We start from the raw sequence: 24,796 nt of genomic DNA on the forward strand, positions 1-24,796 counted from the left end.
ATGAGCGAGACAATCAAAACCAAACATCCCAAAGGCCTTTATTTCTTGTTTTTTACCGAAATGTGGGAACGTTTCGGCTACTATCTGATGCTCGGGATTTTCGTGCTCTACATGATCGATGTGGACACAGGAGGAATGGGTTTTCTGGATAAAAATGCCGATGATATTTTCGGAACGTTTATCGCGCTGACTTATCTGACACCCTTTTTAGGCGGATTTCTGGCGGACCGGGTGCTTGGTTATGTGAAATCTGTTTACATAGGTGGCGTGCTGATGGCAGCGGGATATCTCGCACTGGCACTTCCGGGACTGACTTCTTTTTATGTGGCTTTGGGATTGATTATCATCGGAAACGGATTGTTTAAACCTAATATTTCCACATTGCTTGGAAATATATATTCGACAGAAGAATACAAATCAATGAAAGATTCCGGATATAATATTTTTTATATGGGAATCAACATCGGAGCATTTGTTTGTAATATCATTGCCGCCTTCATGCGGAATAAATTCAGTTGGGAAGCAGCCTTTGCCACAGCAGGAATTGGGCTATTGCTGGGATTGGTTGTGTTTTCATTCGGGTTAAAACATTTCAAAGAAGCCAACATTATCAAACCAAAGGAAAAAGGAGACATAGGAATTTCAAAAGTTCTGTTGTACGTTTTTGTTCCGGCGATTGTGGCGGGTACTATCGGTTGGCTGATTCCGGGAAATCTTTTGGGAAGCGACAGTACAGACGCCTTTATCTCTGCGTGTTTACCTGTAATCGGATTTTATCTTTCGCTTTATTTCCGTGCCAATCCTATCGACAAAAGACCGATTGCAGCGTTGCTGGCGGTATTTGCCGTAGGTGTCATGTTCTGGGCAGTATTTAAGCAAAATGGAACTGCTCTGACCCGATGGGCGAAATTTTACACGGAACGAGCCGTTTCACCCGAAATGGAAAAGCCTTTGAACGATTTATACTTGGTGGAAGAAATTCTTTATACCGACAGTGAAGTAACTGTTTATGACAGCGAATTCAGAGTAGTTCGAAATGATGCAGGAGAAATTGAAAAGACAATCGGAAAAGATGTTTATTTCAGCAATATGAGCGCGGAAAAACTTCCGACGGAAGGTGAAAGTGTTTTTCTGGTCAATACAGAATTATTTCAATCGGTCAATCCCGCTTGGGTAATCATTCTCACCCCTTTACTGGTCTGGTTTTTCATCAGGCTTGGCAAAAGAAACAAAGAACCGACGACAGCAGGGAAAATCGCACTCGGTTTATTCATATCTGCGCTTTCCTGTCTGGTCATGGTAGCGGCAGCTTACTATGGAAATAATGGTGAATTTAAAGTTTCGCCCTGGTGGCTGATAGCCTGTTATGGTGTGATAACGCTGGGAGAATTATGCCTCAGCCCCATGGGACTTTCACTGGTTTCGAAACTGAGCCCGCCGAGGTTAACGGCACTGATGATGGGAGGGTTTTTCCTTTCCACATCTATTGGTAATAAACTTTCCGGTGTTTTGGCCAGTCTTTGGTATGGCTATGAGCACAAAGCGAATTTCTTTTTGGTCAATTTTATCCTTTTGATGATAGCCACCTTATTTGCAGTGCTTATTCTCAGATGGCTGAACAGAATTATGAAAGAAAATAATGTACATTAGAAACTAAAATCAATACAACATGAGCGACACTACTTCACAATTTGAGGATTTAGAAAAAAAGACTCCGGGAAAAGGACATCCAAAAGGGCTGTATAGCCTGTTCTTTACCGAAATGTGGGAAAGATTTTCCTACTATGGAATGAGGGCTTTACTGACCTTATTTCTGACGGCACAGTTGGTAACGGGTGGTTTTGGACTTGACAGAGCGGAGTCACTTTCCATTTATGGAATTTTTACTGCTTTGGTTTACTTGACTCCGATTTTGGGTGGATGGTTTTCAGATAAAATTCTGGGACAGCGAAAATCCATTCTCATCGGTGGTATTACCATGGCAATCGGGCAGTTTATGCTGGCGGCCAGTGCAGGGGAATTTTTTATGCAGGGATTGGAAGAGAGAAAACACTTTTTCTATTTGGGTCTGGGTGTTTTGATTTTGGGTAATGGTTTCTTCAAACCCAATATTTCGACTATTGTTGGAGATTTATACGATAACGATGATCCCAGAAAGGATGGAGGTTTCACCATATTTTACATGGGAATCAACATCGGGGCGTTTTTGTCACCATTCGTAGCCGGTACACTTGGTGAAAAAGTGGGATGGCCTTGGGGCTTTGTGGCTGCAGGTGTAGGTATGCTGATTGGTGTGCTTTGGTTTCATTTCCGCAGAAATACTTTGGAAGGACTGGGTTTACCGCCCAAAGCAATTGCGGAAGGCAGAACGGATTTAAACAGTAAAGACTGGGTAGATATTCTGCTTTATACCCTCGGGAATGTTGCTATTGTTTTTGGTATAATGGCTTTTTGGGGTGCAACCAGCGATTTGATACATTCTATTGTCATTTGGGTATTTGGGATTTCCGGTGCTTTGTTTATCGGAATGTCGATTTTCAAAGGAACCTCAGGCCCGACTGAGTGGACAAGGGTTTTTGTGATTTTGATTCTTGCTTTCTTTAATATTGTTTTCTGGGCCGGATTTGAACAAGCCGGTGGTACTTTTAATCTTTTTGCTGAAGAAAATACCAATCGTATGGTCGGTGGATTTCAGATTCCTACAACCTGGTTCCAAAACGTAAATCCGATTGCGATTGTAGCCATGGCTCCTTTGTTTTCGATTCTTTGGATCAAATTGGCAGCCAAAAAATTAAATCCGCGAACACCAGTAAAATTTGCCATGGCGATGTTCATCGGGGCGGTTGCTTTCTACATTATGAGCATTGCTGCGAACAACGCCAAAGACGGGAATCTGGTAAGTCCAATGTGGTTGGTGGTGGTTTATTTCTTACTGACTTGTGGGGAATTAATGCTTTCGCCGATTGGTTTGTCAATGGTAACCAAACTTTCACCGCATAAAATCGTTTCGATTATGATGGGTGTATGGATGGCGAGTTTCGCTTTGGGAAATTATCTGGCAGCAACACTGGAACAAATTCTAACGAAATATGACTTCGAATTGTATCCGTTTATTGCAGGACTGATGGTCGTTTCGGGTGTTTGTTTGTTGTTACTTTCCCCGCTTCTGAACAGGTTTATGAAAGGAATTCATTAATAGAATCTTATAAAAATATAAAACAGGGTTCAGGTTTATCTTGAGCCTTGTTTTTAATTTTATACGACCTCAATTCTTTACCTTTGCGGTTTGTTAATTTCAGCAACATCCTTGAAGCCATTATTTATCATCAGCTGTATTTTTACCTTCTCAATGTCGTGTGCGCAGATTCCTGTGCCAAGGGAAGAAATGCGTATGGAAGTCAGTCCCGCCGAACGGGTACCGGACAGAAATCCCGGCCAAGCCGGCTATTATCAACAAGACGGAAAATACGGTTTTGTTTATCCTGACAGAACCCGGCAAGAAGCGGTTTATGACAAAATTACTTCGGGTAGAAACGGTTTCATTGTGGAACAAAACGGATTGTTTGGCATAGCCGACAAAAAAGGTGATCTGATTGGTAAAATGGAGTACGACAGCATCCGTGTGTTGAATCAAAATTATCTGGTCAAAAAGAAAAATAAATACGGCTTGCTCCAAAATGACGGCAAATCTTTGTTGTCCGTAAAATACGACAAAATTTTGGGTGGAAATTCAACAGCCACATTGGTTCAAAACAAAAAAGGTGATGTCCAACTGATATTTAATGAATCCGGAAAAAAACTTCCCGGAAAAGTGGAATATGCTAATTTCTACCTCAATTCAGCCATCATAAAATCCGGTGGAAAATTCGGACTTGTAACAGATAAAGTGGTTGTTCCGTTTGAATATGACAGCATTGCCCAGAGCATAACGAAAAACAAAAATCCGCAACAAAAATTTTCACAATTCGATTTCAGACACCTGAACAGTACGCCTGCTTTTGAAATGGTGGTTGAAAAGAATGGGAAATTGGGTTTGGTCAGTAGTGAAGGAGAATTGATTTATCCACCTGAAAACGATGAAATTATCAGAGAAAAAGTAATGGGATATATCTTGGCAAAGAAGAATGATTTGTTTAGTATTTATTTCACTTCTTCCAAACAAAAAACCGGTTTTGAATTCAGCCGGGTCTGGACCGACGGCTATGGTTTTGTGATGGCAACAAAGAACAACAAGCAAGGTGCATTCGATCTGAAAGGCAAAGAAATTGTTCCGTTTGAATACGACAACACAGGAATCTATCAGCTCAGCGGATTGGGTTTGCGGGTGACCAAAGACCGCAAAAAAGGCATCATCAATAAAGAAGGAAAAATTATTATTCCGCCGATTTATGACGATATCAACACCTTTTACGAAGGTGGATTCACTGAATTATTAAAAGTGAAAACCGGAGAAAAAACAGGCATCATCAACCTGAAAAATGAAATCGTCATTCCCATTGAATTTGATTGGGTGGGGGTAGAAAACGAATATCTGAAAGTGGCAACCCTTGGAGAAGACAGAAAATTCGGTTTGTACAGCAAAGATGGAAAAGTTGTTGTTTCGGCTGAATATCAATGGATTACGGGCAACGATACCGAGCATAGTAAAATCACCATTCTTCAAAAGGAAAAGAATTCTTACAATTTTTTAAGCCAAAACAATGAATTGATTCTGTCTGAAAATGTCAGTGATTTTGGTTATATCCACGATGAAAGTCTTTTGCTGAATCCCTTCAGTTCCAATGGGAAATATTTATTGTTTGTGAAAAGTAAGAACGAAAAATACGGTTTGCTGAATGAAATAACCGAAACATTGGATGTCCCAATGGTTTATGACAAAATCATCCAATATTTTGAGGGTGGAAAACACAACTACTACAGCGTCATGAAAAACGGGAAATTCGGTTTGATCAATGAAAAAAATGAAATCATCATTCCGGTTAGCTATGATGACATCAATCTCGATTTTGTTTATGATCAAAATCCCGAAAAAGAATACAGAATAATTGTTAAGAAAGGAAAGAAATACGGCACGGTAAATCTAAAAAATGAAATTCAAATCCCTTTTCAATACGATGACTTACAGCGAATTTCATATACCGAGCTCTACAAAGCCAAAAAAGATGGGAAATATAAAATCATAGGTGAAAACAAACAATTCATCACCAATGATTCCTTTGATGAAGTCGCCAATTTTGAACCAGTTTCTGATTACGCTTATTCTGATAAACCCAATTTTCAGGCTTTGACTTTTAACAATGGCAAAATGAGGGTAATCAATGAGAAAGGAGATTATGTAAGTTCAGAAACTAAAATGAATCCACACCAGGGATTCCGGTCGTTTGAAGAACTTAAAAACGCTTTTATCATTGCTCTTGACAGTGATGACGATGCTTTGCTGATGGATTTCACGGAGAAAATCGCTCCTTCCGAGCATTTACTTTATTATTTGAAAGAGAATATATTTGACAAAAGCTCATTGAATTATTTTCATCCGCAAATGCTTTCTCAAATTAAAGAGAAATATTACAAGGATTTGCTGAAATTCAAATACCAAGCCTGGAACAGGGAGACCGGATGGGGTTACAACCGTGCTTCGCTCACCGATGTAACGGATTACACGCTTTACCAAAGAGGAATCGTTACCAACGGCAGAAATTCCAACCATGCCTTTGGCGACACAAAATATCTGGAAAAAACTCTGAGAGATGCAATCAAAATCAATGGTTACTGGATCAGCACCTATTTTATGACACGCAACTTTTGGTGATTTTGTAAAAAAAACCGACGATAAGGCTCCACATTCAACTTAATTTTTAAATTTGTGAGCTTGACTGCAATAAGGCTGTCCTGCACTTCACGATATGACAACACTCGAACAAATCCAGAATTTCAAAGGCAAATACCCCAAACAAATCTGGTCACTTTTTTTCTCCGAAATGTGGGAGCGTTTCTGTTTCTACGGTATGCGGGGTATGCTGGTTTTCTTTATGATTGACCAGTTAAACTTTGAAGAGACCGCTGCTAATTTACAATACGGAGCTACACAGGCTTTTGTTTATGCTTTCACTTTTGTAGGTGGAATCTTTGCCGATAAAATTTTAGGATTCAGAAAATCACTCTTTTGGGGCGGACTTTTGATGATTGTGGGCAGTTTGATTCTGGCTACAGATCCGCATCAGTTTTTCTTTTTAGGAATCGCTTTTACGGTTGTGGGAACCGGATTTTTTAAGCCGAATATTTCTACCATGGTAGGGAAATTATATAAAAAAGATGATTCCAGAAGAGACGCCGGATTTTCATTGTTCTACGCCGGAATTAATCTTGGAGCACTTTTGGGTGGATATTTATGTATCGCCATAGGAAAAGGTGAAATGCTTTCTTCCGTAATTGAAGAAGGGGCAAGGTGGAATGTTGCTTTCGGATTGGCTGCAATCGTTATGTGCATCAGTTTGGTCAATTTTGTGTTTACACAGAAAAGTCTGGGGCCGATTGGTTTACAGCCAGTAAAACTAAATATGGACGGAACTTCTACATCCATGGAAAAGTGGAAAGAATATGGTGTTTATATAATGACGCTGGCTTTTGTTCCTCTGATTATGCTGATGGTTTCGGTACCGGAATATACCGATTATTTCATGTGGACAATCGGGCCGGTTGTTTTGATTTATTTATTTTATGAAATGTCCAAAGTGACCCATGCAGAACGGAAAAAACTATATGCAGCTTTGATCTTCATTGTGTTTTCCATTTTTTTTTGGGGAATTTACGAGCAAAGCGGAGGATCACTCAGCATTTTTGCTGCAAAGAATCTGAACAAGGATTTGTTGGGATTGGATCCAAATGGAGTCAATAATTCAGCCGGCGCATTTTTCATCATATTTTTAGCACCTTTAATCGGATTGTTGTGGATTTGGTTGAGCAAAAGAAAAATTGAACCCAATACCGTTGTAAAATTTGGATTAGGCTTCATATTCCTCGGATTGGGATACTATGTTTTGTTTGCGACAAGATTATTTGCAGATTTACAAGGTGTCACTTCTTTGAATATTTTCACAATCGCCCTTTTGGTAATTACTTTGGGAGAACTCTGTTTGTCACCGATCGGTTTGTCCATCATGACTAAATTATCGACCGATAAATTACAGGGAATGATGATGGGGCTTTGGTTTTTGGCCAGTGCCTACGGACAATACGTAGCCGGAATCATCGGGGCAAACATGGCAACGGCCAAAGAAGGTTCAACCAATTATGATGCATTAATTGCGTACACGGAAGGATATAAACAATTAGGTTTATACGCAGTCATCGCCGGGGTTTTGTTGATTATTATCGCGCCACAAGTCCGAAAATTAATGCAGGAAGTTAAATAATTAAAAAATAATTTATGGATGATAACTCCAATTTGATTCCCGAATCAGATTTTACAGAAGGAACCAAAAAATCTTTTTGGCAAACCATTAATTCACTCAACAAAAACTTCTGGATTGCTTCTGTTATGGAGCTTTTTGAACGTTGGGCCTGGTATGGTATTTATGGACTTTTTGGTCTTTATTTAGTAGCTTCAACTGATCCTCAAACGGGTGGTTTGGGTTTTGACCATATTCAGAAAGGGAATATCATGGGTAATGTTGTGGCGATTCTTTATTTATTGCCTATTTTCTTTGGTGTAATTGCCGACAGGATTGGTTATAAAATATCCCTGGCAATAGCCTATGTTCTGCTGATTGTAGGCTATTATATGATGGGTGAAGTAAGAACTTACTCAAGTGTATATATGGTTTTCTTGCTGGTTGCAGTAGGAGCAGCTTTCTTTAAACCCGTTGCTTCGGCAATAGTCGCCCGAAATACTGATGAAACAACCGGGACACTCGGATTTGGGATTTTTTATATGATGGTCAACATAGGCGGATTTGTAGGGCCTGCAATGTCTTCTTATTTACGAACTGAATACGGATGGAAATTAATGTTCATCCAAGGAGCAGTGGTAATTACCATCAATTTGGTCATCTTGCTATTATTTTACAAAGAACCCAAAATTGAAAAACCGAAAGATTCCATCGGTAAAGCCATAGTCGATTCATTAAAAGGAATTGTGGAAGCTTTGAAAGATGTTCGTTTGGGGATTTTATTGTTATTGATGGTCGGATTCTGGACGATGTTCAATCAATTGTTCAATACCCTTCCCAATTTCATTGAAGACTGGGTGAATTCTTCTGTTTTAAGTAATTGGATTAATGCCAATATGCCTTCCGGATTAGCCAAGCTATTAACTGACGGAGCACAGGTAAAACCGGAATGGTTTACCAATATTGATGCTTTGATGATTATATTTTGTCAGGTTTTCATTTCCTTTTTTGTGACCAAAATGCGTCATATAACGGCCGTAATTCGTGGAGCTATCATTGCAACCATTGGGATTGCCTTGTCTTTTTATTTTGGGACGGTTTGGTTTGCCATCATCGGAACCATGATTTTTTCCATCGGTGAAATGATGTCAAGTCCTACGGTTTCTTCCTTCATCGCTTTGATAACACCCAAAGGGAAAGAAGGATTATATCAAGGAACTTATTTTCTTCCGGTTGCCGCGAGTTACTGGGTGACGAGTTTTATTTCGGGTGATTTGTATCAGGCATGGTCAGATAAACTATCTCTTTTGAAAAAGGAGATGACCAGCCGAAATATTGCGATGCCGGAAATTGTTTCAAAAGAACAATTTGTGGAAGAAGGCGCCAATACATTTGGAATGAAATTAAGCGAATTTGAAAATCAATTCAACCTTAAAGCCGATGAGGTAAATTGGGAGGAAGTAAAAAAATCTGTAGGAGAATTGGCGACACAAAAGAATATCGATGTTTCCCAATTGCATTTTCCTTTTTCCAAAAATGAGTACTTTGAGTTGGCCGAACAAAAACTCGGCATGGATCATTGGCAAATGGTTGAAATGTTATGGAATACGTATCAGCCCAACAAAATCTGGATGGTCATTGTAGGGATCGGAATGTTTTCTGTTGTTTCTCTGGTAATTTATGACCGGTTAATCATTAAGCCGATTGAAAAACGAAAATTGGCAGAAACTTCAAAGAATTTGTAATTTTAACATTGAAAATAAGAGAAAAGGCCCGTTTAATTGTAAAACGGGCTTCTTTATTGGAAAAAACTTTCTATTTTCGGAGCTTCAAAAAAATCCAATATGCAAACGCAACAAGATTCATTCTTTGATTCGAAAGTTTTAGGACATCCGTCCGGTTTATTTGTTTTGTTCTTTACAGAAATGTGGGAACGTTTTTCATTTTACGGAATGAGGGTATTGTTGATTCAATTCCTGACCGCTGCGGTAATTGGAAGTAATCCAGGATATGGATGGGATGTTGTGGATGCCACAGCAATATATGGTACCTATGCCATGTTGCTATACGTTACCCCAATTTTTGGTGGTATGATTGCCGATAAATACATCGGTTATCGCTGGGCAGTTGTCATTGGTTCGATAATTATGACGCTCGGACATGGATTTATGGCTCTTAATGGTATCAATTTCTTTTATTTAGGATTAATCTGTCTGGTTCTGGGAACCGGGTTTTTTAAGCCCAATATGACGTCGATTTTATCTGAAATGTATAAAAAATTCCCTGAAAAGAAAGATGGAGCTTACACCATATTTTATATGGGAGTGAATGCCGGAGCTTTCTTTGGAATGATGCTTTGTGGATATTTAGCCGAAAAAATAGGATGGCATTGGGGATTCGGTTTAGCAGGTATCTTTATGTTATTGGGTACTTTACAATTCTGGTTGGCGAAACCATTGTTTGGTAAAATTGGTGAAGTTCCTTCCAAAAGCAATCAAACTGAAGAAACAAAAGCGCAATTATACGGAGCAGATGAAAAACCAAATCCATTTTCAAAATTGGATATTGTGTTAATCGTAATTATGACATTGTTTGGTTTAGGGTATGCTTTGCATGATCCCATCAGAATTATAGGTGGTATAGAAATTTTCCCATTTTCAGTTGGATCCCTTTCTGGAGCAAATTTCGCTGCAATTTTTGCCTTGGTCTTATTCTTCTTTGTGGTGATCAAACGTATGGCAGGCTATACCAAAGTGGTGCGTGATCGTATGATAGCGGTGATTATTTTTGCGGTTTTTGTGGTGTTCTTCTGGATGTCATTTGAACAAGGAGCTTCCTCATTGGTGGTATTTGCACGTGATAACATTGATCGATCCTTAGAAGGGACTACGAAAATAATCTTTGATATTGTCAATGGCTTATTAACAATTGTACCTTTATTGATTATTACGTACGTATTGTTTTTATTAAACAGAAGAACATGGAACAAAATCCCAATGTCCAACGTAGTTTTAGCTGTTTGTTTTATTGGAATTTGGGGGGTTGCTTTATGGATGTTAAACCGTGAATTGCGTTCAGAAACTTCTGAAATTACGGTTTCCTTTTTCAGTACTCTGAACTCATTCTTCATCATTACACTGGCATCTTTTGTGTCCAAAATCTGGGATTCCAAATACAATCCGCCTGCAGCCTTTAAATACGGACTGGGCTTAATCATTATGGCCTTAGGTTTTGGAGCTTTATTCCTTGGAACAAACGGAGTGGCAGAAGGTGTCAGAATTAGTTTTATATGGTTAGTGGTTGCTTATTTGTTCCATACCTTGGGAGAATTATGTTTGTCGCCTGTTGGACTTTCTTATGTGTCGAAACTGGTGCCGGCAAGGATGATTGCCTTTATGTTTGGTATGTGGTACCTTGCGATTGCCATTGGAAATAAATTGGCCGCTTTATTAGGAGGACAGATTGAAAATATTACAAAAGAATATTCGCTATCATATTTCTTCTTGATTTTCACTGTTGTTCCGATTGTGATGGGATTATTGGTGATGGCTTTGCACCCGGTGCTGAAAAAATTAATGCACGGAATCAGATAATTCGTAAGTTTGCATTTCTAAATCATTGAATTTCAAAATGAAAAATAAGTTCGTCTTTGGATTTTTCTTCGTCCTTTTCTCTATTTCATTATCAGCACAAGATATCAATTGGCTGACTTTGGAACAGGCCGAAGCTGAAATGAAAAGGAACCCCGAAAAGCCGCTTTTCATCGATTTCTACACCAGCTGGTGCGGTTGGTGTAAAAAGATGGATGCTTCAACTTTCAAGGAAGCAGAAGTGGTAAAACATCTGAATGAAAATTATATTCCGGTGAAATTTGATGCCGAATCCAAAGAAGAAGTGTCTTTCCGGGGCAAAACTTATAAATATGTACGTCCGCAAACCGGCGGTAGAGGCGTGAATTCCTTTGCTTATTTTTCGCTTCGCGGAAAGCTTTCTTATCCGGCCTATGCGGTCATCAATCAGAAAGGAAATTTGGAAAAATTGCTTTTAGGTTATATGCCAAAAGCCCAGCTTTTGGAGAATCTGGCGTTATAGGAATTATCAGTGAACCCTTTTCACGCGTGTTCCAGACAGGAATTTCCAAATCGCTTAAATGATTCGGATAATTACTGCCATCCACAATGATTTGGGTTTTTGGGTGAATAAATTCCTTATTGATTTCCGAATTATGCTGAACCAATAAATAATTGGCAGCAATCTGAATCTCCTCTTGATTTTCTGACAACCAAGCCAGGTGCTTCCCTTCGAAAAAAATGGAATTCTCTGATTTGAAATAAGTTAAATTCTGAATTTCTTCTAAATCCCTAATTCTATATTTTTTAATTTTCTCTTTTATTGCATAAGGTTTAATTAAATATTTCTCAAGATTTACTGAATCAGAAATATCCATCAGATAAACATCAAGTTGTTGCCCGTTTCGGAAACCGATGACGGAATTTCTAGTTTGATGAAAGACAATCATTTCTTTTTTGTGGTTGAATTTTTCCTGCTGATTCATTTGTTGAATCTGAAAACAAACAATGAGAATAAAAGCAGCCAGAACATTTCGGAAGCTTGGTTTTTTCCAAATGATTCCAATTAAAATTAGCAACCATAGAATCAGAATCGACTCCAAAGGATTAAAGGAAATATTTTCAAAAACCAGCGAATCAAAAGACGAAAGCCAGCGGATATAGGAATTACAAGCTTCAATGATTCTGTTAAATAGAGAAAACCACCATTCAAAATTCCAGTTCAATTCGAGAAAGATGAGTGCGAGCATTCCGCCGGCCATCATAAAATAAGATGCAATGATCATCACGACATTTCCCGCCAGAAATAACCCCGAAGTCTGGTTGAAATACAAAACCGTAAAAGGCATCGTTCCCAATTGTGCAGATACACTCGTTCCTATAAAAGCAATTATGTTTTTTGATAATTTAGATTTAGGTTTGAATAGTTTCTGATAAATCGGATGCAAATAAACGATGAAGAACACCGCTGCAAAACTCAGTTGAAACCCTACATCAAACAGAAAATTGGGATTGATCCACAACAATATGAAAGCAGAAACTGCCAGCGTATGGTAAATATTGGGTTTCCTCCGGAAACTAACGGTGATATAATAAACCGAAATCATTACAGCAGACCTCAAAACGGGCGGCTGAAATCCCACAAAAACCACAAAGCTCCAGATCAAAGCCAGACTCAGTAAAATCCGGATTAACTTTCCGTTTTTCAGGTAAACCAGCGGATAGAGCAAAATCATAAAAATGGAGTAAACCATCATCACATGCAGTCCCGAAATGGAAAGAATATGTACCACGCCGGTTTTCCGATAATTATCTTCAGTTTCGGGATCCATTTCTGTGCGGTCGCCCAAAAGCATTGCGCCAATGAGGTCTGCGGAAGATTTTGTATAGCCGTTTTCGATTAATTTCCGATGGGTTTCTCTTTTGTAAACCGAAGTTTTGAACGCAATAGAATTCCCGGATTTGATTTTTTCATAAACAGTGTCAGAAAAAATTGTATAATGAATCTTTTGCCGCCGTAACCATTTGGAATAGTCAAACTGATGCGGATTGAGCGGTTTTTGAGTAGGAAGAATTTCGGCCTGAATCTGGATTTCATCATTCGGATAAAGCTCCTGATTTTCCTTACGCCAATAAAGAAGTATATAATTATTAGCTCTTAATGAATCAATTTGCAGGATCCGGGCTTTGTATTTTCTGAATTTAGCGGAAGGACGATAGATTTCTTCGATCTTCAGTTTCAGGTTGGAATCTTTACCAAGTTTCTGTGAAGGAATAGGTTCATAAGAATTGAAATTTGAAGTAAACATCCATCCGCAAACAAAGAAAACCATCGAAATCCAAAAGAAATCATATCGTTTGAGTCGGAAAAAGGTCAGAAAAATGACAAAGAATACGAAAATCAAAAGTTTTGCACCATTCGCAATGTCGGAAAGAGGGAGGGATTCAGCGAATAGTATGCCGAGCATCAGCCCGGCCAAAGGCCCGATGAATGGCTGATTTTTCATCTTAAGTTGTTAGTCCACTAAAGATACAAAAAAAACGCCTTCGATAAGGAAGGCGTTTATATATAAGATTGAGTTTATTAAGGAATCGCGATACCCGGATAATTATTCGGATTTACAGTACGAAGTGTAGAACCATATTTATGGTTGATGGCTTCAATGAAATAATTGGCAACCACGGCATATCCTCTTGCTGTAAGGTGAACTGCATCCAGTGAAAATGCTCCACCGCTTACATAAGTGGTGTTGTAATTGGTTCCGAAATAAGTAATACCGGCATCACTACTCAAATCCTGCATTGCCTGATGTGCATCAACCAAAGCCAGATTATAATTAGCCGCAAGCTGAGCAATAGCTGCATTATACGCATTGGTAGCGGCAATTACAGCCTCTTTTTCACTTGGAATCAGTACCCATTGATCTTGTAAGGGATAAGTAATCCCATTGACAGACAATTGAGCAGCTTGTTCTTGCGGAACTCCCATTCCCATTAACTCAGCAACTCTGTCCATATTGATTTGTCCTATTACTGTTTGAGATGTAAATACCAATAAATCCTGAGCAGTCGCCTGACGAGATTGTCCATAAGTCATTCCAAGGATAGTTGCAGTTCCTGCATCTACTCCCTGACTCATTAAAACATCACGAATTGCCGTGGCGAGATTGGAAAGCGTCTCATCCTGAATTACCACAGCACTTGCAGCATCTGTACTGAATACAATTTTTCTTTCAGGAACACCCAGAAAATCAAAAACAGCATTTAATTGCCCGAACTGAGCGTTCAAAGCTGGGATCATTGGTCCGAATGAAGCATTTGCCGGGCTTAAAGGTGCATAAGGAACTGTAGTAAAAAACGGAATATCTGTGATGCTCGGGATATTGGCAATAGCTCCTTTAGCTCCGCCTTGATTGGCCAGGGTTTCCAACACCATCTGAATTGATCCCGCTACGACATTCGGATGAGAAATGTCGTTTCCGCCGTAAGTGGTTACGTCTGTATTGTTGGCTGCCATTTGGTCGGTTCCAACACCACCGCTACTGGCATAAGAAAGCACATCGTTATTTCCGATCCAAAGCGTAAAGAAACTGGGTTGTTGCGCCGCAGCATCAGCCAAAACCGTAGTAGTAGGCGAGGAAGCAAAACGCACGAAATAAGGATTTGCAGTCGATCCGATACCGGATGGATTTCCGTATCCCGGTGCAATCAGGTGATAGGATTTAGCACCCGGAACGCCCATGTTGCCAAAAGGACCTCCACTCGCAGGAGTTAGTGGTGATTGGGCTGGAGTAGGAACTGGTGAAAGACTTCCTTCAACCAATTGTAGAGTCAGTCTCCCGTCTACGCCTAAATTGGTAAACCCACCAATATCATCCGGCATCAAAGGTTGTGCAAAAGCACCTCCGCCAGCCATGGCAAACTGAGCTGCCAACATATTCGGATAGGAATTCTGTTGTCCGCTGATAAATAATGCATTATCAGAAAAACCTGAAGTCAGTGAATTTCCTAATGCAATGTATTTGCTGAAATTTGCATCCCCCGAGGTTACCACAATGTCTTCAATCGGTTCGTCAAAATCAGGTTCGCAACTTGCCAAAACAACCAGGGAAGAAGCAATAAATATTTTTGATAAATTTTTCATTTTTCTCATTAATTAAAGTTATAAGAAAGACCCAAACCGAAGGAAATAGCCGTCAGGTTTACATCACCTTGGAATCCTGTCTCCACATTCTGAACAAAGCGCTCAACTCCCATTGTGTATTGCCCGAATGCATCAATATTGAATCCGCCAAAAGTAAGTCCTAAACCACCGTTGATGGAGTGACGAGAAGTATCGGGAGTTTCAGGAGACCAGTAATCGGCAGGAGATACAAATTCGTCGAAATAATATCCCAGACGGATTGCCAGCATATCAGTAGCCTGGTATTCACCTCCGACTTTCCAAACGGCACGGTCAATGAAATTTTTGGTCGCATAGGAATCGTATGTATCGCCTGTTTCAGTATTCTGCAACTGGATGTCAAGATTCTTGTATTTACCCCAACCATGAACAGAAACTTCACCGGCAAGCATCAACTTTGAAGTTGCCTGATAAGAGAATCCGGCAAGAAATTCCGAAACCAATGGTAGCATTGCATTAAATTCATTGGTTGAAAAAGGCATTGTTGTAGACAAAGCTGACGGAACATTACTCCATGCAACTTCGCCGTAATTAGCCTTCATGTCTATTCCTGAACGATATGCCAAACCGATGTTTACGCGTTGACTCGGACGAAAATAGGCACCAATATTAAAGCCTAAACCGTGTGCATCCGTATCCTCTATTTCCAATCCGATGTCATTCCCAGCCACACTCATCGTTCTTTGCAGATTCACAGAACCCATCGCATAGATAAATCCGGCACCTGCACTGAACCATTCGTTGAATTTTACCGCAACTGTTGGTTGAATAAAATAAGACTTCATGGAGATTTCGGTAATATTAGCTTTACCAGCCCAGTCTTCGGGCCATGTCACTGTACTGCCAAAAGGCGTTGTAAAACTCACCCCTACCGTCACATCCTCAATTGGCCGATAGGAAGCAGCAAAGTAAATTGGTGTCCCTAGCGGACTGTCAGTCTCAGCCGATTCCAAAGTTCCGGGATTTTGCCATTTGACATTGTTAATGATGCCAAATCCACCGGCTGCAATACTCAGTTTTCCTTCCACAAAAGCAAGCCCTGCAGGGTTGTAAAATGCAATACTTGCATCACGGGCATGCATGACACTGGTAAGTCCCATCGATGCCTGACGTACTCCCTGAAAAGACACACGGTAACCTCCGGCAAAAGCAGAAGTCCCCAATCCTATCAGGAGCGCGATTAAATAAACTCTTCTCATGTATTAATTCAATTTATAAATGTTAAATATATGTAAACAAATGTAAACAATAAAATCGAAAATGCTATGCGTACATAATAAACTTTTATCCACCCCGCCTTTTGAAACTGATTTGGGCGCCCCGCAGTGCTTTTCGGGCACGGCGGGCGGGCTGCTCCGGGGTTCCGTCTCGGCTGAGCCGAGACCCGCTTCCTTCGGTCGCTGCCCTCCATATCCCTGGCGCATTTAAAAAAGTATTAAGATTTAAGTAACAAGTATTAAGACATCCTTTTGTGACCTTAGTGTGAAAACCTTGTGTCCTTTATGGTTAAAAAAGTATGAAGATTTAAGTATTAAGACGGGATTGATCTTAATTATTTGAAATTCAATATTTTATAATTGAAATAAGCCTTTCGTTCAGAAAACCTGAAACCTGAAACTTTGAACCTGAAACTTCTAAACTTTCAAAGCTTCCGAAATCAAAAACCCTTCACTCCAGCAAGCCTGAAAGTTAAATCCTCCCGTGATGGCATCAATGTTTAGAATTTCTCCGGCCAGATAGAAATTGGGTAAAACCTTACTTTCCATCGTTTTGAAGTTGATTTCACGCAAATCCACACCGCCAGCCGTTACAAATTCATCCTTAAAAGTACTTTTCCCTTTGACTTTGTAAATCCCTTTGGTCAGTTCAATCGAAATTTGCATGATTTGATTTTTATTCAAATTTGAATAATTCAAATCCACAGGAACTTTTGAAATTTCCAGAATCCGAAGCCAGAAACGCTTCGGAAACGAAAAAGGATTGATCTTATAAACCGATTTTTTTGGATGTTCCGATTTGAATTCATTTAGGAAAGCTAAGCATTCATCTTTGTCTTTCTGAATGAAATTAATTTTGATTTCGAATTCATAATTCAATTTATGCAATTCCAGAGCACCCCAAGCCGAAAGCCGCAGAATTCCCGGACCGCTCAATCCCCAATGCGTGATGAGCATCGGACCTTCCGCCTCCATTTTCAATTCGGGAATCGAAATTTCTGCCCATTCAAAACTTATTCCCATCAGATCTTTCAGTCGTTGATCTTTGATGTTGAACGTAAAAAGCGAAGGAACGGGTTTGACAATCTTATGTCCTAAATTCTTTAGAATTTCCATCGATTTCACGCTACTTCCCGGTGTGAAAATGACCTTTTCAAATTCGTAAGAACCCGATTTGGATTGAACCAGAAAACCGATTTCTGTAGGCGTGATTTTCTGAACGTTTTCATTGAGCCGAATTTCCACCTGATTTTTTTTGGCTTCTGCCATCAGGCATTCAATGATGCTCATCGAATTATCGGAAATGGGGAAAATCCGGTTGTCGTCCTCAATTTTCAGTGGAACTTTTCGGCTTTCAAACCATTCCATCGTATCGCCTGGTTGAAATTTATGAAAAACACTCAGTAATTCCTTTTTTCCGCGCGGATAAAATTCGACCAATTCTTTCGGATCAAAACAAGCGTGTGTCACATTGCATCTTCCGCCACCCGAAACCCTGACCTTCTGCAAAGGCGCTGAAGATTGCTCAAACAAAACCGTTTGGTTTCCCAGTACTTTTCCAAGATTGGCCGCAGTGAAAAATCCGGCAGCACCTCCGCCGATGATGGCAATTTTTCTCATTTAGTTCGAAATTCGTTTGGCGAAGTTCGTATAAAATTTGAGTTTATTAAAACTTTGTAAAATTCCGTTGTCATTGCGTGCGAAAAGATTGCTTCGTGATCGCAATGACCTGTACTTATTTTAGTGAGCGAAATAAAATAAGCGCGGCAACCAATTTTGCCAACTTCAAACTTCGCAGTTCGCTTTACGATTTGTATCTTTGCAAAAAATTTTGGGCATGCAAATTCTGGATGGAATCAAGTTAGCAAAGGAAATCAAACAAGAAATCAAAGAAGCAGTTGAAGAGGCGGTAAATCAAGGGAAACGTAAACCTCATCTGGCAGCTGTTTTGGTCGGAAATGACGGCGCAAGTCAGACTTACGTCAACAATAAAATCAAAGATTGTCAGCAAGTGGGATTTGATTCTTCTTTGGTGAAATTGCCCAATACGGTTTCTCAAACCGAATTATTGGAAGTCATTCAAAAATTAAATACCCAAGAAAAACTTGACGGATTTATTGTTCAGCTTCCGCTTCCGGCGCAGATTGATCAGGAAGAAATCATCGAAGCCATCAATCCTAAACGAGACGTGGACGGATTTCATCCGACGAATTTCGGGAAAATGGCGCTTGATATGAGTACATTCCTTCCCGCAACACCGTTCGGAATTCTGGAAATGCTCGACCGGTACAATATCCCGACTCGGGGAAAACACGCAGTAATCATCGGAAGAAGTCGTATCGTGGGAAGGCCGATGAGCATTTTGATGGGGCGCAAGGATTTCCCGGGAAATAGTACCGTTACCTTGACCCATAGCAATACTGAGAACTTATCATATTATACACATTCAGCCGATATCGTTATTACTGCTTTGGGCGTTCCCGGATTTTTGAAAGCCGAGATGATCAAAGAAGGCGCAGTTGTCATTGATGTTGGGATTACACGTGTGGACGATGATTCCGAAAAAGGTTATAAACTCGTGGGCGACGTGGATTTTGAAAATGTAAAAGAAAAGGCATCTTGGATCACACCGGTTCCGGGAGGAGTAGGACCGATGACCCGTGCGATGTTACTGAAAAATACTTTATTGGCTTACAAGAAGAATACAAAGTGATTACCCTGAATTCCATTACTGAAAGAGAATCAGAATTGCTGAAAGAGGGTCGGCTTCTTCCGGTGATGGAGCATTTCTATACCCTTCAGGGAGAAGGCGCACATGCGGGTAAAGCGGCTTATTTCATTCGTCTGGGCGGTTGTGATGTGGGCTGTCATTGGTGCGATGTGAAAGACAGTTGGGACGCGGAAAAACATCCGTTGACCGATATGGAAGAATTGGCCAAACAAGCCACTTCAAATTCCAAAACCATTGTGATTACGGGCGGTGAACCCTTGATGTGGAATTTGGACTTTCTGACTTCAAAACTCAAAGAATTCGGAGCAACTATACACATCGAAACTTCCGGTGCTTATTCCCTGAGCGGAGAATTAGACTGGATTACATTGTCGCCAAAAAAATTAGCAGAAGTTCAAGCTGATGTGCTGGAAAAGGCTTCGGAATTGAAATGTATCATTTTCAATAATGATGATTTTCGGTTTGCCGAAAAATACGCCGAACTCGTAAACCCCAATGCTAAACTTTATTTACAGGTGGAATGGAGTAAACGCGATAAAATTTCGCAAAAATTAGTGGAATATGTCAAAGAAAACCCCAAATGGCAAGTTTCGGTTCAGACACATAAATATTTGGATATACCTTAAATTGCTCCTGAATAAATCCAATTTCGAAATCAAAATTGACATCAATCATTTGTCAAGTCGGAATAGGTTTTTACCTTTATAGAAAACCAAAAGACATGAAAAAATTAGCAATTACATTCGCTGTTATATTTGGAGTTATTTCCTGTGGTTCCGATACCAAAAAAGTGGAAGAGGAGCAGGTTAAAACTGTACCTGATGCCCAAGTGGAAGAAAAACAAGCCGAGCCCAATGTGTTGGAACTGAAGGGAACCGACGATATGAAATTCGATAAAACCGAATTTACCGTAGAAGCAGGCAAAGAAGTTACGCTGACTTTTACAAATGCCGGTGTTTTGCCCATCGAAACCATGGGTCATAATGTAGTGATTTTAGAAAAAGGAGCTGATGTTCAGGCTTTTGCAAATGCATCAATCAGGGAAAAGGATAACGATTATATATCAGATTTGTACATTACCGATATCATTGCACATACCAAATTATTAGGGCCGGGTGAATCGGAAACCATTAAATTTACACTGAAAGAGGCCGGCGAATATACTTTCGTATGTACATTCCCAGGGCACTGGATTGCTATGAAAGGAACCATTACCGCAATTTAATTTTTTAAGTATGTCTGACGTAAAGATAACCATCATTGACCGTGAAGGAATCTCCCACGAAGTGGATGCGCCCACCGATATGTCCATGAACATCATGGAACTGGTAAGGGCGTACGAGCTTGCACCGGAAGGAACTATTGGAATTTGTGGCGGAATGGCCATGTGCGCTTCTTGTCAATGCTATGTTTTGTCGGAAGATGTCGAATTACCACCCATGGAAGTCGATGAAGAAGCCATGCTGTCCGAAGCATTTAACGTAAAGGAAAACAGCCGTTTGGGGTGTCAGATTCATATTACGGAAGAAATTGAAGGCCTTGTGGTCGAGTTGGCGCCGGAGTCATAAATTAAGGTTTAGGGTTGGGCGTTCTGAGTTGAAACCATAGATTCTTTGATTAGAGTGAACGACTCAAGCCCTGAGATCAGGAGGAAGTTCCTCTTTGTCTTCCTTCTTGAAAAACAAAGTGTCTTTCGTGGTAAAAAACACTAACCCTCCAACCCATCAACTCTCCAACCCTCAAAGCCAAAATTTCCCTACCTTTACCAACTATGAATTCAGATGACAAAAGACTATTTTTACTAGACGCTTATGCGCTCATTTTTCGTGGTTATTATGCCTTTATCAAAAATCCCCGAATCAATTCCAAGGGCCTGAATACATCGGCCATCATGGGATTTTCTAATTCATTGTTCGATGTATTGAAACGGGAAAAACCCACACACATTGCCGTGGTTTTCGATGTGGGACAGGCAACGGTGCGAACGGTTGATTATGAACAATACAAAGCCAATCGCGATGAAACGCCGGAAGCCATTAAAATTGCCGTTCCCTACATTCAGGAAATTCTGAAAGCGCTTTGCATTCCTGTGCTCTTCGCGGAAGGATACGAAGCTGACGACGTCATCGGAACTTTGGCCAAAAAAGCGGAAAAAGAAGGTTATACGACCTATATGGTCACACCCGATAAGGATTTTGCACAATTGGTTTCAGACAATATCAAAATGTATCGTCCGCCTGCATTTGGAAAGGGAATCGAAATCTGGGGAGTGGACGAAGTCAAAGAAAAATTTGGAGTTGATGACCCGATACAAGTGATTGATTTTCTGGGAATGATGGGCGACAGTGTCGATAATATTCCGGGATTACCAGGCGTTGGAGAAAAAACCGCAAAAAAATTCCTTAAAGAATATGGAACGCTGGAAAATCTTCTCGATCATACACATGAACTCAAAGGAAAACTAAAAGAAAACATCGAAGCCAACCGTGAATTGGGTATTTTGTCCAAAAAACTGGCTACGATTATCATCGATGCGCCGGTTGAATTTGACGAAGAAGAACTGGAAATGTGCAAACCCGATGTGGAACGAGTAAAGGAACTGTTTATGGAACTCGAATTCCGCCAGATGCTTGAAAATTTTTATCGGACTTTCAATTTAGAAACCGAAGTTGTTGAGAAAGCCAAAACCGTTTCCCAGCTTGCCGTTCAGGCTTCTTTGTTTGATGAAGGAAATGAGGTTGCGGAAGAAATTTCAGATTCATTTTACAAAGAACTGGAAACTTACGACCACGTTTATCAATTGGTCGAAGGTAAAATCGGACGAAAATTATTATTGGATAAATTACTACAACAACCCGAAGTTTGTTTTGATACGGAAACCACAGGTCTTGATCCGCTCACAGCTGAATTGGTGGGGATTGCTTTTAGTTTCGAAGCTGGAAAAGGCTATTATGTTCCGGTTTCCTCGGATTTTGAGGAAGCCCGCGAAATCATCGAAGAATTCCGTCCGTTTTTTGAATCCGAATCGGTATTGAAAATTGGTCACAATCTGAAATACGATTATAAAGTCTTGTATAAATATGGCATTCAGCCTTCGGGAAAGTCATTTGATACGATGATTGCGCATTATCTTTTAAACCCCGATATGCGTCACAATATGGATGTTTTGTCCGAAACTTATTTGCGCTACAAACCGGTTCCGATCGAAACATTAATTGGGAAAAAAGGAAAAAATCAATTGCAATTTGATCAGGTGGAATTGGAAAAACAAAAAGAATATGCGGTGGAAGATGCCGATGTGACTTTGCAACTGAAACAATTCTTTGCGCCTCAATTGCCCGATGTCAACGCGCAGAAATTATTCAAAGAACTCGAAATGCCGCTGATGGAAGTTTTGGCCGAAATGGAAATCGAAGGAATTCGTTTGGATACAGAAGTTCTGGCGGCGCAATCCGAAAAAATCACAGCTGAAATTCTCAATATTGAAAAGAAAATATATGATTCATGCGGAGTTGAGTTCAATTTAAATTCGCCTAAACAATTGGGTGAAGTTCTATTTGATCAACTGAAAATCGACTCCAAAGCCAAGAAAACCAAAACCGGCCAATACGCCACCGGCGAGGAAGTTTTGGTAAAACTGAAAGATAAACATCCCGTGATTTCAGATATTTTAGATTATCGTCAATTGCAAAAACTTAAATCGACGTATGTAGATGCTTTGCCGAAGGAAGTTCGTCCCGATACCGGAAGAGTTCATACAACTTTCAGTCAGACGGTGGCTGCTACGGGAAGGTTGGCTTCGGTAAACCCAAATTTGCAAAACATTCCAATCCGTTCAGAGCAAGGAAGGGAAATCCGAAAAGCATTTGTGGCGCGTGATGAAAATTACGTTTTGGTTTCGGCGGATTATTCGCAAATTGAATTGAGAATCATTGCAGAACTTTCAAAAGATCCGATGATGTTGGAGTCTTTTAATCGGGGAGAGGACATTCATAAATCCACTGCTGCAAGGGTTTTTAAAGTCAGTTTGGATGAGGTTACGCGCGAACAAAGAAGTCAGGCAAAGACGGTGAATTTTGGGATTATCTATGGAGTTTCGGCTTTTGGTCTTGCGGAACAAACCGGACTTTCCCGTTCGGAAGCTAAACAGTTGATTGATGCCTATTATGAAACCTACCCTGTGTTGAAAAATTATATTGAAAATCAGATTCAGATAGCAAGAGAACAGGGTTATGTGGAAACCATTTTGGGAAGAAGAAGATACCTGAAAGACATCAATTCCCGAAATGCTGTGGTTCGTGGTCATGCCGAACGAAATGCGGTCAATGCGCCGATTCAGGGAAGTGCGGCCGATATCATCAAAATCGCGATGATCCGTTTGCAAAAAATATTGAAAAAGGATTTCCAATCAAAAATGTTGCTTCAAGTACATGACGAATTGGTGTTGGATGTGTTGAAACCCGAATTGGATATTTTGAAGCCCATTATCAAAGAAACCATGGAAAGTGCCGTGAATCTGAATGTGCCGCTTGAAGTGGAAATCGGAGTAGGTGATAATTGGCTGGAGGCGCATTAAACAATAAAAAAAGCCCTTTCAATTTTGAAAGGGCTCAACTACTACTAACCTAAAAAACTATGAAAAACTTTATTCTATGTTTCTATTGCAAAGTTCTGCAAATGAGGTCTTTCAGGCATTGATGTATGATAAGAAAAAGCCATCTCGGTAAGAAATGGCTTAAATATATTTTGAATAATTTTTTAAAGCATTTTCAAAAACGAAACTTCTTTTTCGTCCAATTTGCGCCAGTCACCGCGTTTGAGATTTTTCTTGGTCAGTCCACCAAAAGAAACCCGGTCCAATGATTCAATTTCAAATCCTAATTTTTCAAAAATTCTTCTGACCACACGGTTCCAGCCAATGTGGATTTCGATTCCGACTTCATCTTTTGGTTTGCCTTCGATGAAAGAAACATTGTCCACTACGGCAATTCCTTCCGGAATCAGACGAACGCCTTTTTTGATTTCTTCCAAATCAGCATGTGTCGCCTTTTTATTCAACTTGACATGGTAAATTTTACGAACCGAATGACTTGGATGCGTTAATTTTTTGGTTAAATATCCGTCGTTGGTAAATAATAACAATCCGGTTGTAGCTCTGTCCAGTCGTCCTACCGGAAAGACTCTTGCGGTGGTTGCATTGGCAATCAAGTCCATCACGGTTTTGCGGTCTTTTTCATCGCGCGTGGTGGTGATAAAGCCTTTGGGTTTATTCAAAAGGATGTACACGTTTTTTTCGGCAGAAATGGTTTTTCCGTCAAATTTTACGACATCTCCGGGTTGAACTTTATAACCCATTTCGGTTACGACTTTTCCGTTGACTTGTGCCAATCCGGTTTTGATGAATTCGTCGGCTTCGCGTCGGGAACAGATTCCGGCGTTTGCGATGTATTTGTTGAGACGGATGGTTCCGTCGTCAACGGGAGCTTTTTTCAAACGGGGTTTGAAGGGTTTGCCGGCATTTTTGAAATTGGGCTTTGATGAGTTTCCCGCCGGTCTTTTTGGGGAAGCGTCTCGCCTTTCCTGTCTTTTTTTCATTTTGTGTTATTTTCTAATTGATTGAAAATCTCAATTTTGTTCTGTACCCGCGTGAGGGATGGAGGCTTTGTTTAAGCTCTTTTTTGTAGCCTGAGGTTCTCGAAGGCAACAAA

17 protein-coding genes are annotated in these 24,796 nt (G+C 40.1%); 12 read left to right on the forward strand and 5 right to left on the reverse strand.

Annotated elements, in window-relative coordinates; all coding sequences use genetic code 11:
• From WBF63_RS09400 to WBF63_RS09430, 7 genes are all read left to right on the forward strand, one after another.
• Positions 1-1,650, forward strand: coding sequence for a peptide MFS transporter (locus WBF63_RS09400; protein WP_424369457.1), 1,650 nt, complete (start codon positions 1-3; stop codon positions 1,648-1,650).
• A gap of 19 nt (positions 1,651-1,669) precedes the next feature.
• Positions 1,670-3,196: a peptide MFS transporter gene (locus tag WBF63_RS09405; protein ID WP_424369458.1), complete on the forward strand. Its 1,527-nt coding sequence runs from the start codon at positions 1,670-1,672 to the stop codon at positions 3,194-3,196.
• Positions 3,197-3,307: 111 nt separating this feature from the next.
• The gene (locus WBF63_RS09410) at positions 3,308-5,809 is read left to right on the forward strand and encodes a WG repeat-containing protein (RefSeq protein ID WP_424369459.1); all 2,502 of its coding nucleotides are present in this window, start codon (positions 3,308-3,310) and stop codon (positions 5,807-5,809) included.
• Between the two features lie 94 nt (positions 5,810-5,903).
• Positions 5,904-7,412, forward strand: a complete 1,509-nt coding sequence (locus WBF63_RS09415; RefSeq protein ID WP_424369460.1) for a peptide MFS transporter — start codon at positions 5,904-5,906, stop codon at positions 7,410-7,412.
• A 14-nt stretch (positions 7,413-7,426) separates the two neighbouring features.
• Positions 7,427-9,133, forward strand: coding sequence for an MFS transporter (locus tag WBF63_RS09420; protein WP_424369461.1), 1,707 nt, complete (start codon positions 7,427-7,429; stop codon positions 9,131-9,133).
• A 99-nt stretch (positions 9,134-9,232) separates the two neighbouring features.
• Positions 9,233-10,981 carry a peptide MFS transporter gene (locus WBF63_RS09425; RefSeq protein ID WP_424369462.1) on the forward strand — a complete coding sequence of 583 codons (1,749 nt, stop codon included), beginning with the start codon at positions 9,233-9,235 and terminating at the stop codon, positions 10,979-10,981.
• A 37-nt stretch (positions 10,982-11,018) separates the two neighbouring features.
• Positions 11,019-11,480: a thioredoxin family protein gene (locus WBF63_RS09430; RefSeq protein ID WP_424369463.1), complete on the forward strand. Its 462-nt coding sequence runs from the start codon at positions 11,019-11,021 to the stop codon at positions 11,478-11,480.
• On the opposite strand, the gene WBF63_RS09435 is transcribed toward WBF63_RS09430, so the two are convergent.
• The 4 genes from WBF63_RS09435 to WBF63_RS09450 all read right to left on the reverse strand — a co-directional run bounded on the left by WBF63_RS09435 (position 11,401) and on the right by WBF63_RS09450 (position 17,977).
• Positions 11,401-13,464, reverse strand: a complete 2,064-nt coding sequence (locus WBF63_RS09435; protein WP_424369464.1) for a ComEC/Rec2 family competence protein — start codon at positions 13,462-13,464, stop codon at positions 11,401-11,403. The genes WBF63_RS09430 and WBF63_RS09435 overlap by 80 nt on opposite strands.
• Positions 13,465-13,541: 77 nt before the next feature.
• A complete protein-coding gene (locus WBF63_RS09440) occupies positions 13,542-15,101 on the reverse strand; it encodes an SGNH/GDSL hydrolase family protein (RefSeq protein ID WP_424369465.1) in 1,560 nt (519 codons plus the stop codon).
• Positions 15,102-15,109: 8 nt separating this feature from the next.
• Positions 15,110-16,339, reverse strand: a complete 1,230-nt coding sequence (locus WBF63_RS09445) for an OmpP1/FadL family transporter (RefSeq protein ID WP_424369466.1) — start codon at positions 16,337-16,339, stop codon at positions 15,110-15,112.
• A gap of 435 nt (positions 16,340-16,774) precedes the next feature.
• Entirely contained in the window at positions 16,775-17,977 is a 1,203-nt protein-coding gene (locus tag WBF63_RS09450; protein WP_424369467.1) for an NAD(P)/FAD-dependent oxidoreductase, read from the reverse strand.
• A gap of 217 nt (positions 17,978-18,194) precedes the next feature.
• Between WBF63_RS09450 and folD the strand changes: the two genes are divergently transcribed.
• The 5 genes from folD (at position 18,195) to polA (ending at position 23,664) form a co-directional block, all read left to right on the forward strand.
• Positions 18,195-19,070, forward strand: coding sequence for a bifunctional methylenetetrahydrofolate dehydrogenase/methenyltetrahydrofolate cyclohydrolase FolD (folD, locus tag WBF63_RS09455; protein ID WP_424369468.1), 876 nt, complete (start codon positions 18,195-18,197; stop codon positions 19,068-19,070).
• A 14-nt stretch (positions 19,071-19,084) separates the two neighbouring features.
• Positions 19,085-19,714, forward strand: coding sequence for a 7-carboxy-7-deazaguanine synthase QueE (locus tag WBF63_RS09460; protein ID WP_424369670.1), 630 nt, complete (start codon positions 19,085-19,087; stop codon positions 19,712-19,714).
• 95 nt (positions 19,715-19,809) lie between these two features.
• Complete coding sequence (locus WBF63_RS09465; protein ID WP_424369469.1) at positions 19,810-20,313, forward strand: plastocyanin/azurin family copper-binding protein; 504 nt, start codon at positions 19,810-19,812, stop codon at positions 20,311-20,313.
• A 10-nt stretch (positions 20,314-20,323) separates the two neighbouring features.
• A complete protein-coding gene (locus WBF63_RS09470; RefSeq protein ID WP_424369470.1) occupies positions 20,324-20,656 on the forward strand; it encodes a 2Fe-2S iron-sulfur cluster-binding protein in 333 nt (110 codons plus the stop codon).
• Between the two features lie 203 nt (positions 20,657-20,859).
• Positions 20,860-23,664 carry a DNA polymerase I gene (polA, locus tag WBF63_RS09475; protein ID WP_424369471.1) on the forward strand — a complete coding sequence of 935 codons (2,805 nt, stop codon included), beginning with the start codon at positions 20,860-20,862 and terminating at the stop codon, positions 23,662-23,664.
• A 182-nt stretch (positions 23,665-23,846) separates the two neighbouring features.
• On the opposite strand, the gene WBF63_RS09480 is transcribed toward polA, so the two are convergent.
• Positions 23,847-24,683 carry a pseudouridine synthase gene (locus WBF63_RS09480; protein ID WP_424369472.1) on the reverse strand — a complete coding sequence of 279 codons (837 nt, stop codon included), beginning with the start codon at positions 24,681-24,683 and terminating at the stop codon, positions 23,847-23,849.
• Positions 24,684-24,796: the final 113 nt, after the last annotated feature.

Origin of the sequence: Moheibacter sp. (genome assembly GCF_049672845.1) — a bacterium.
In the GTDB taxonomy this organism is placed as follows: Bacteria; Bacteroidota; Bacteroidia; order Flavobacteriales; family Weeksellaceae; genus Moheibacter.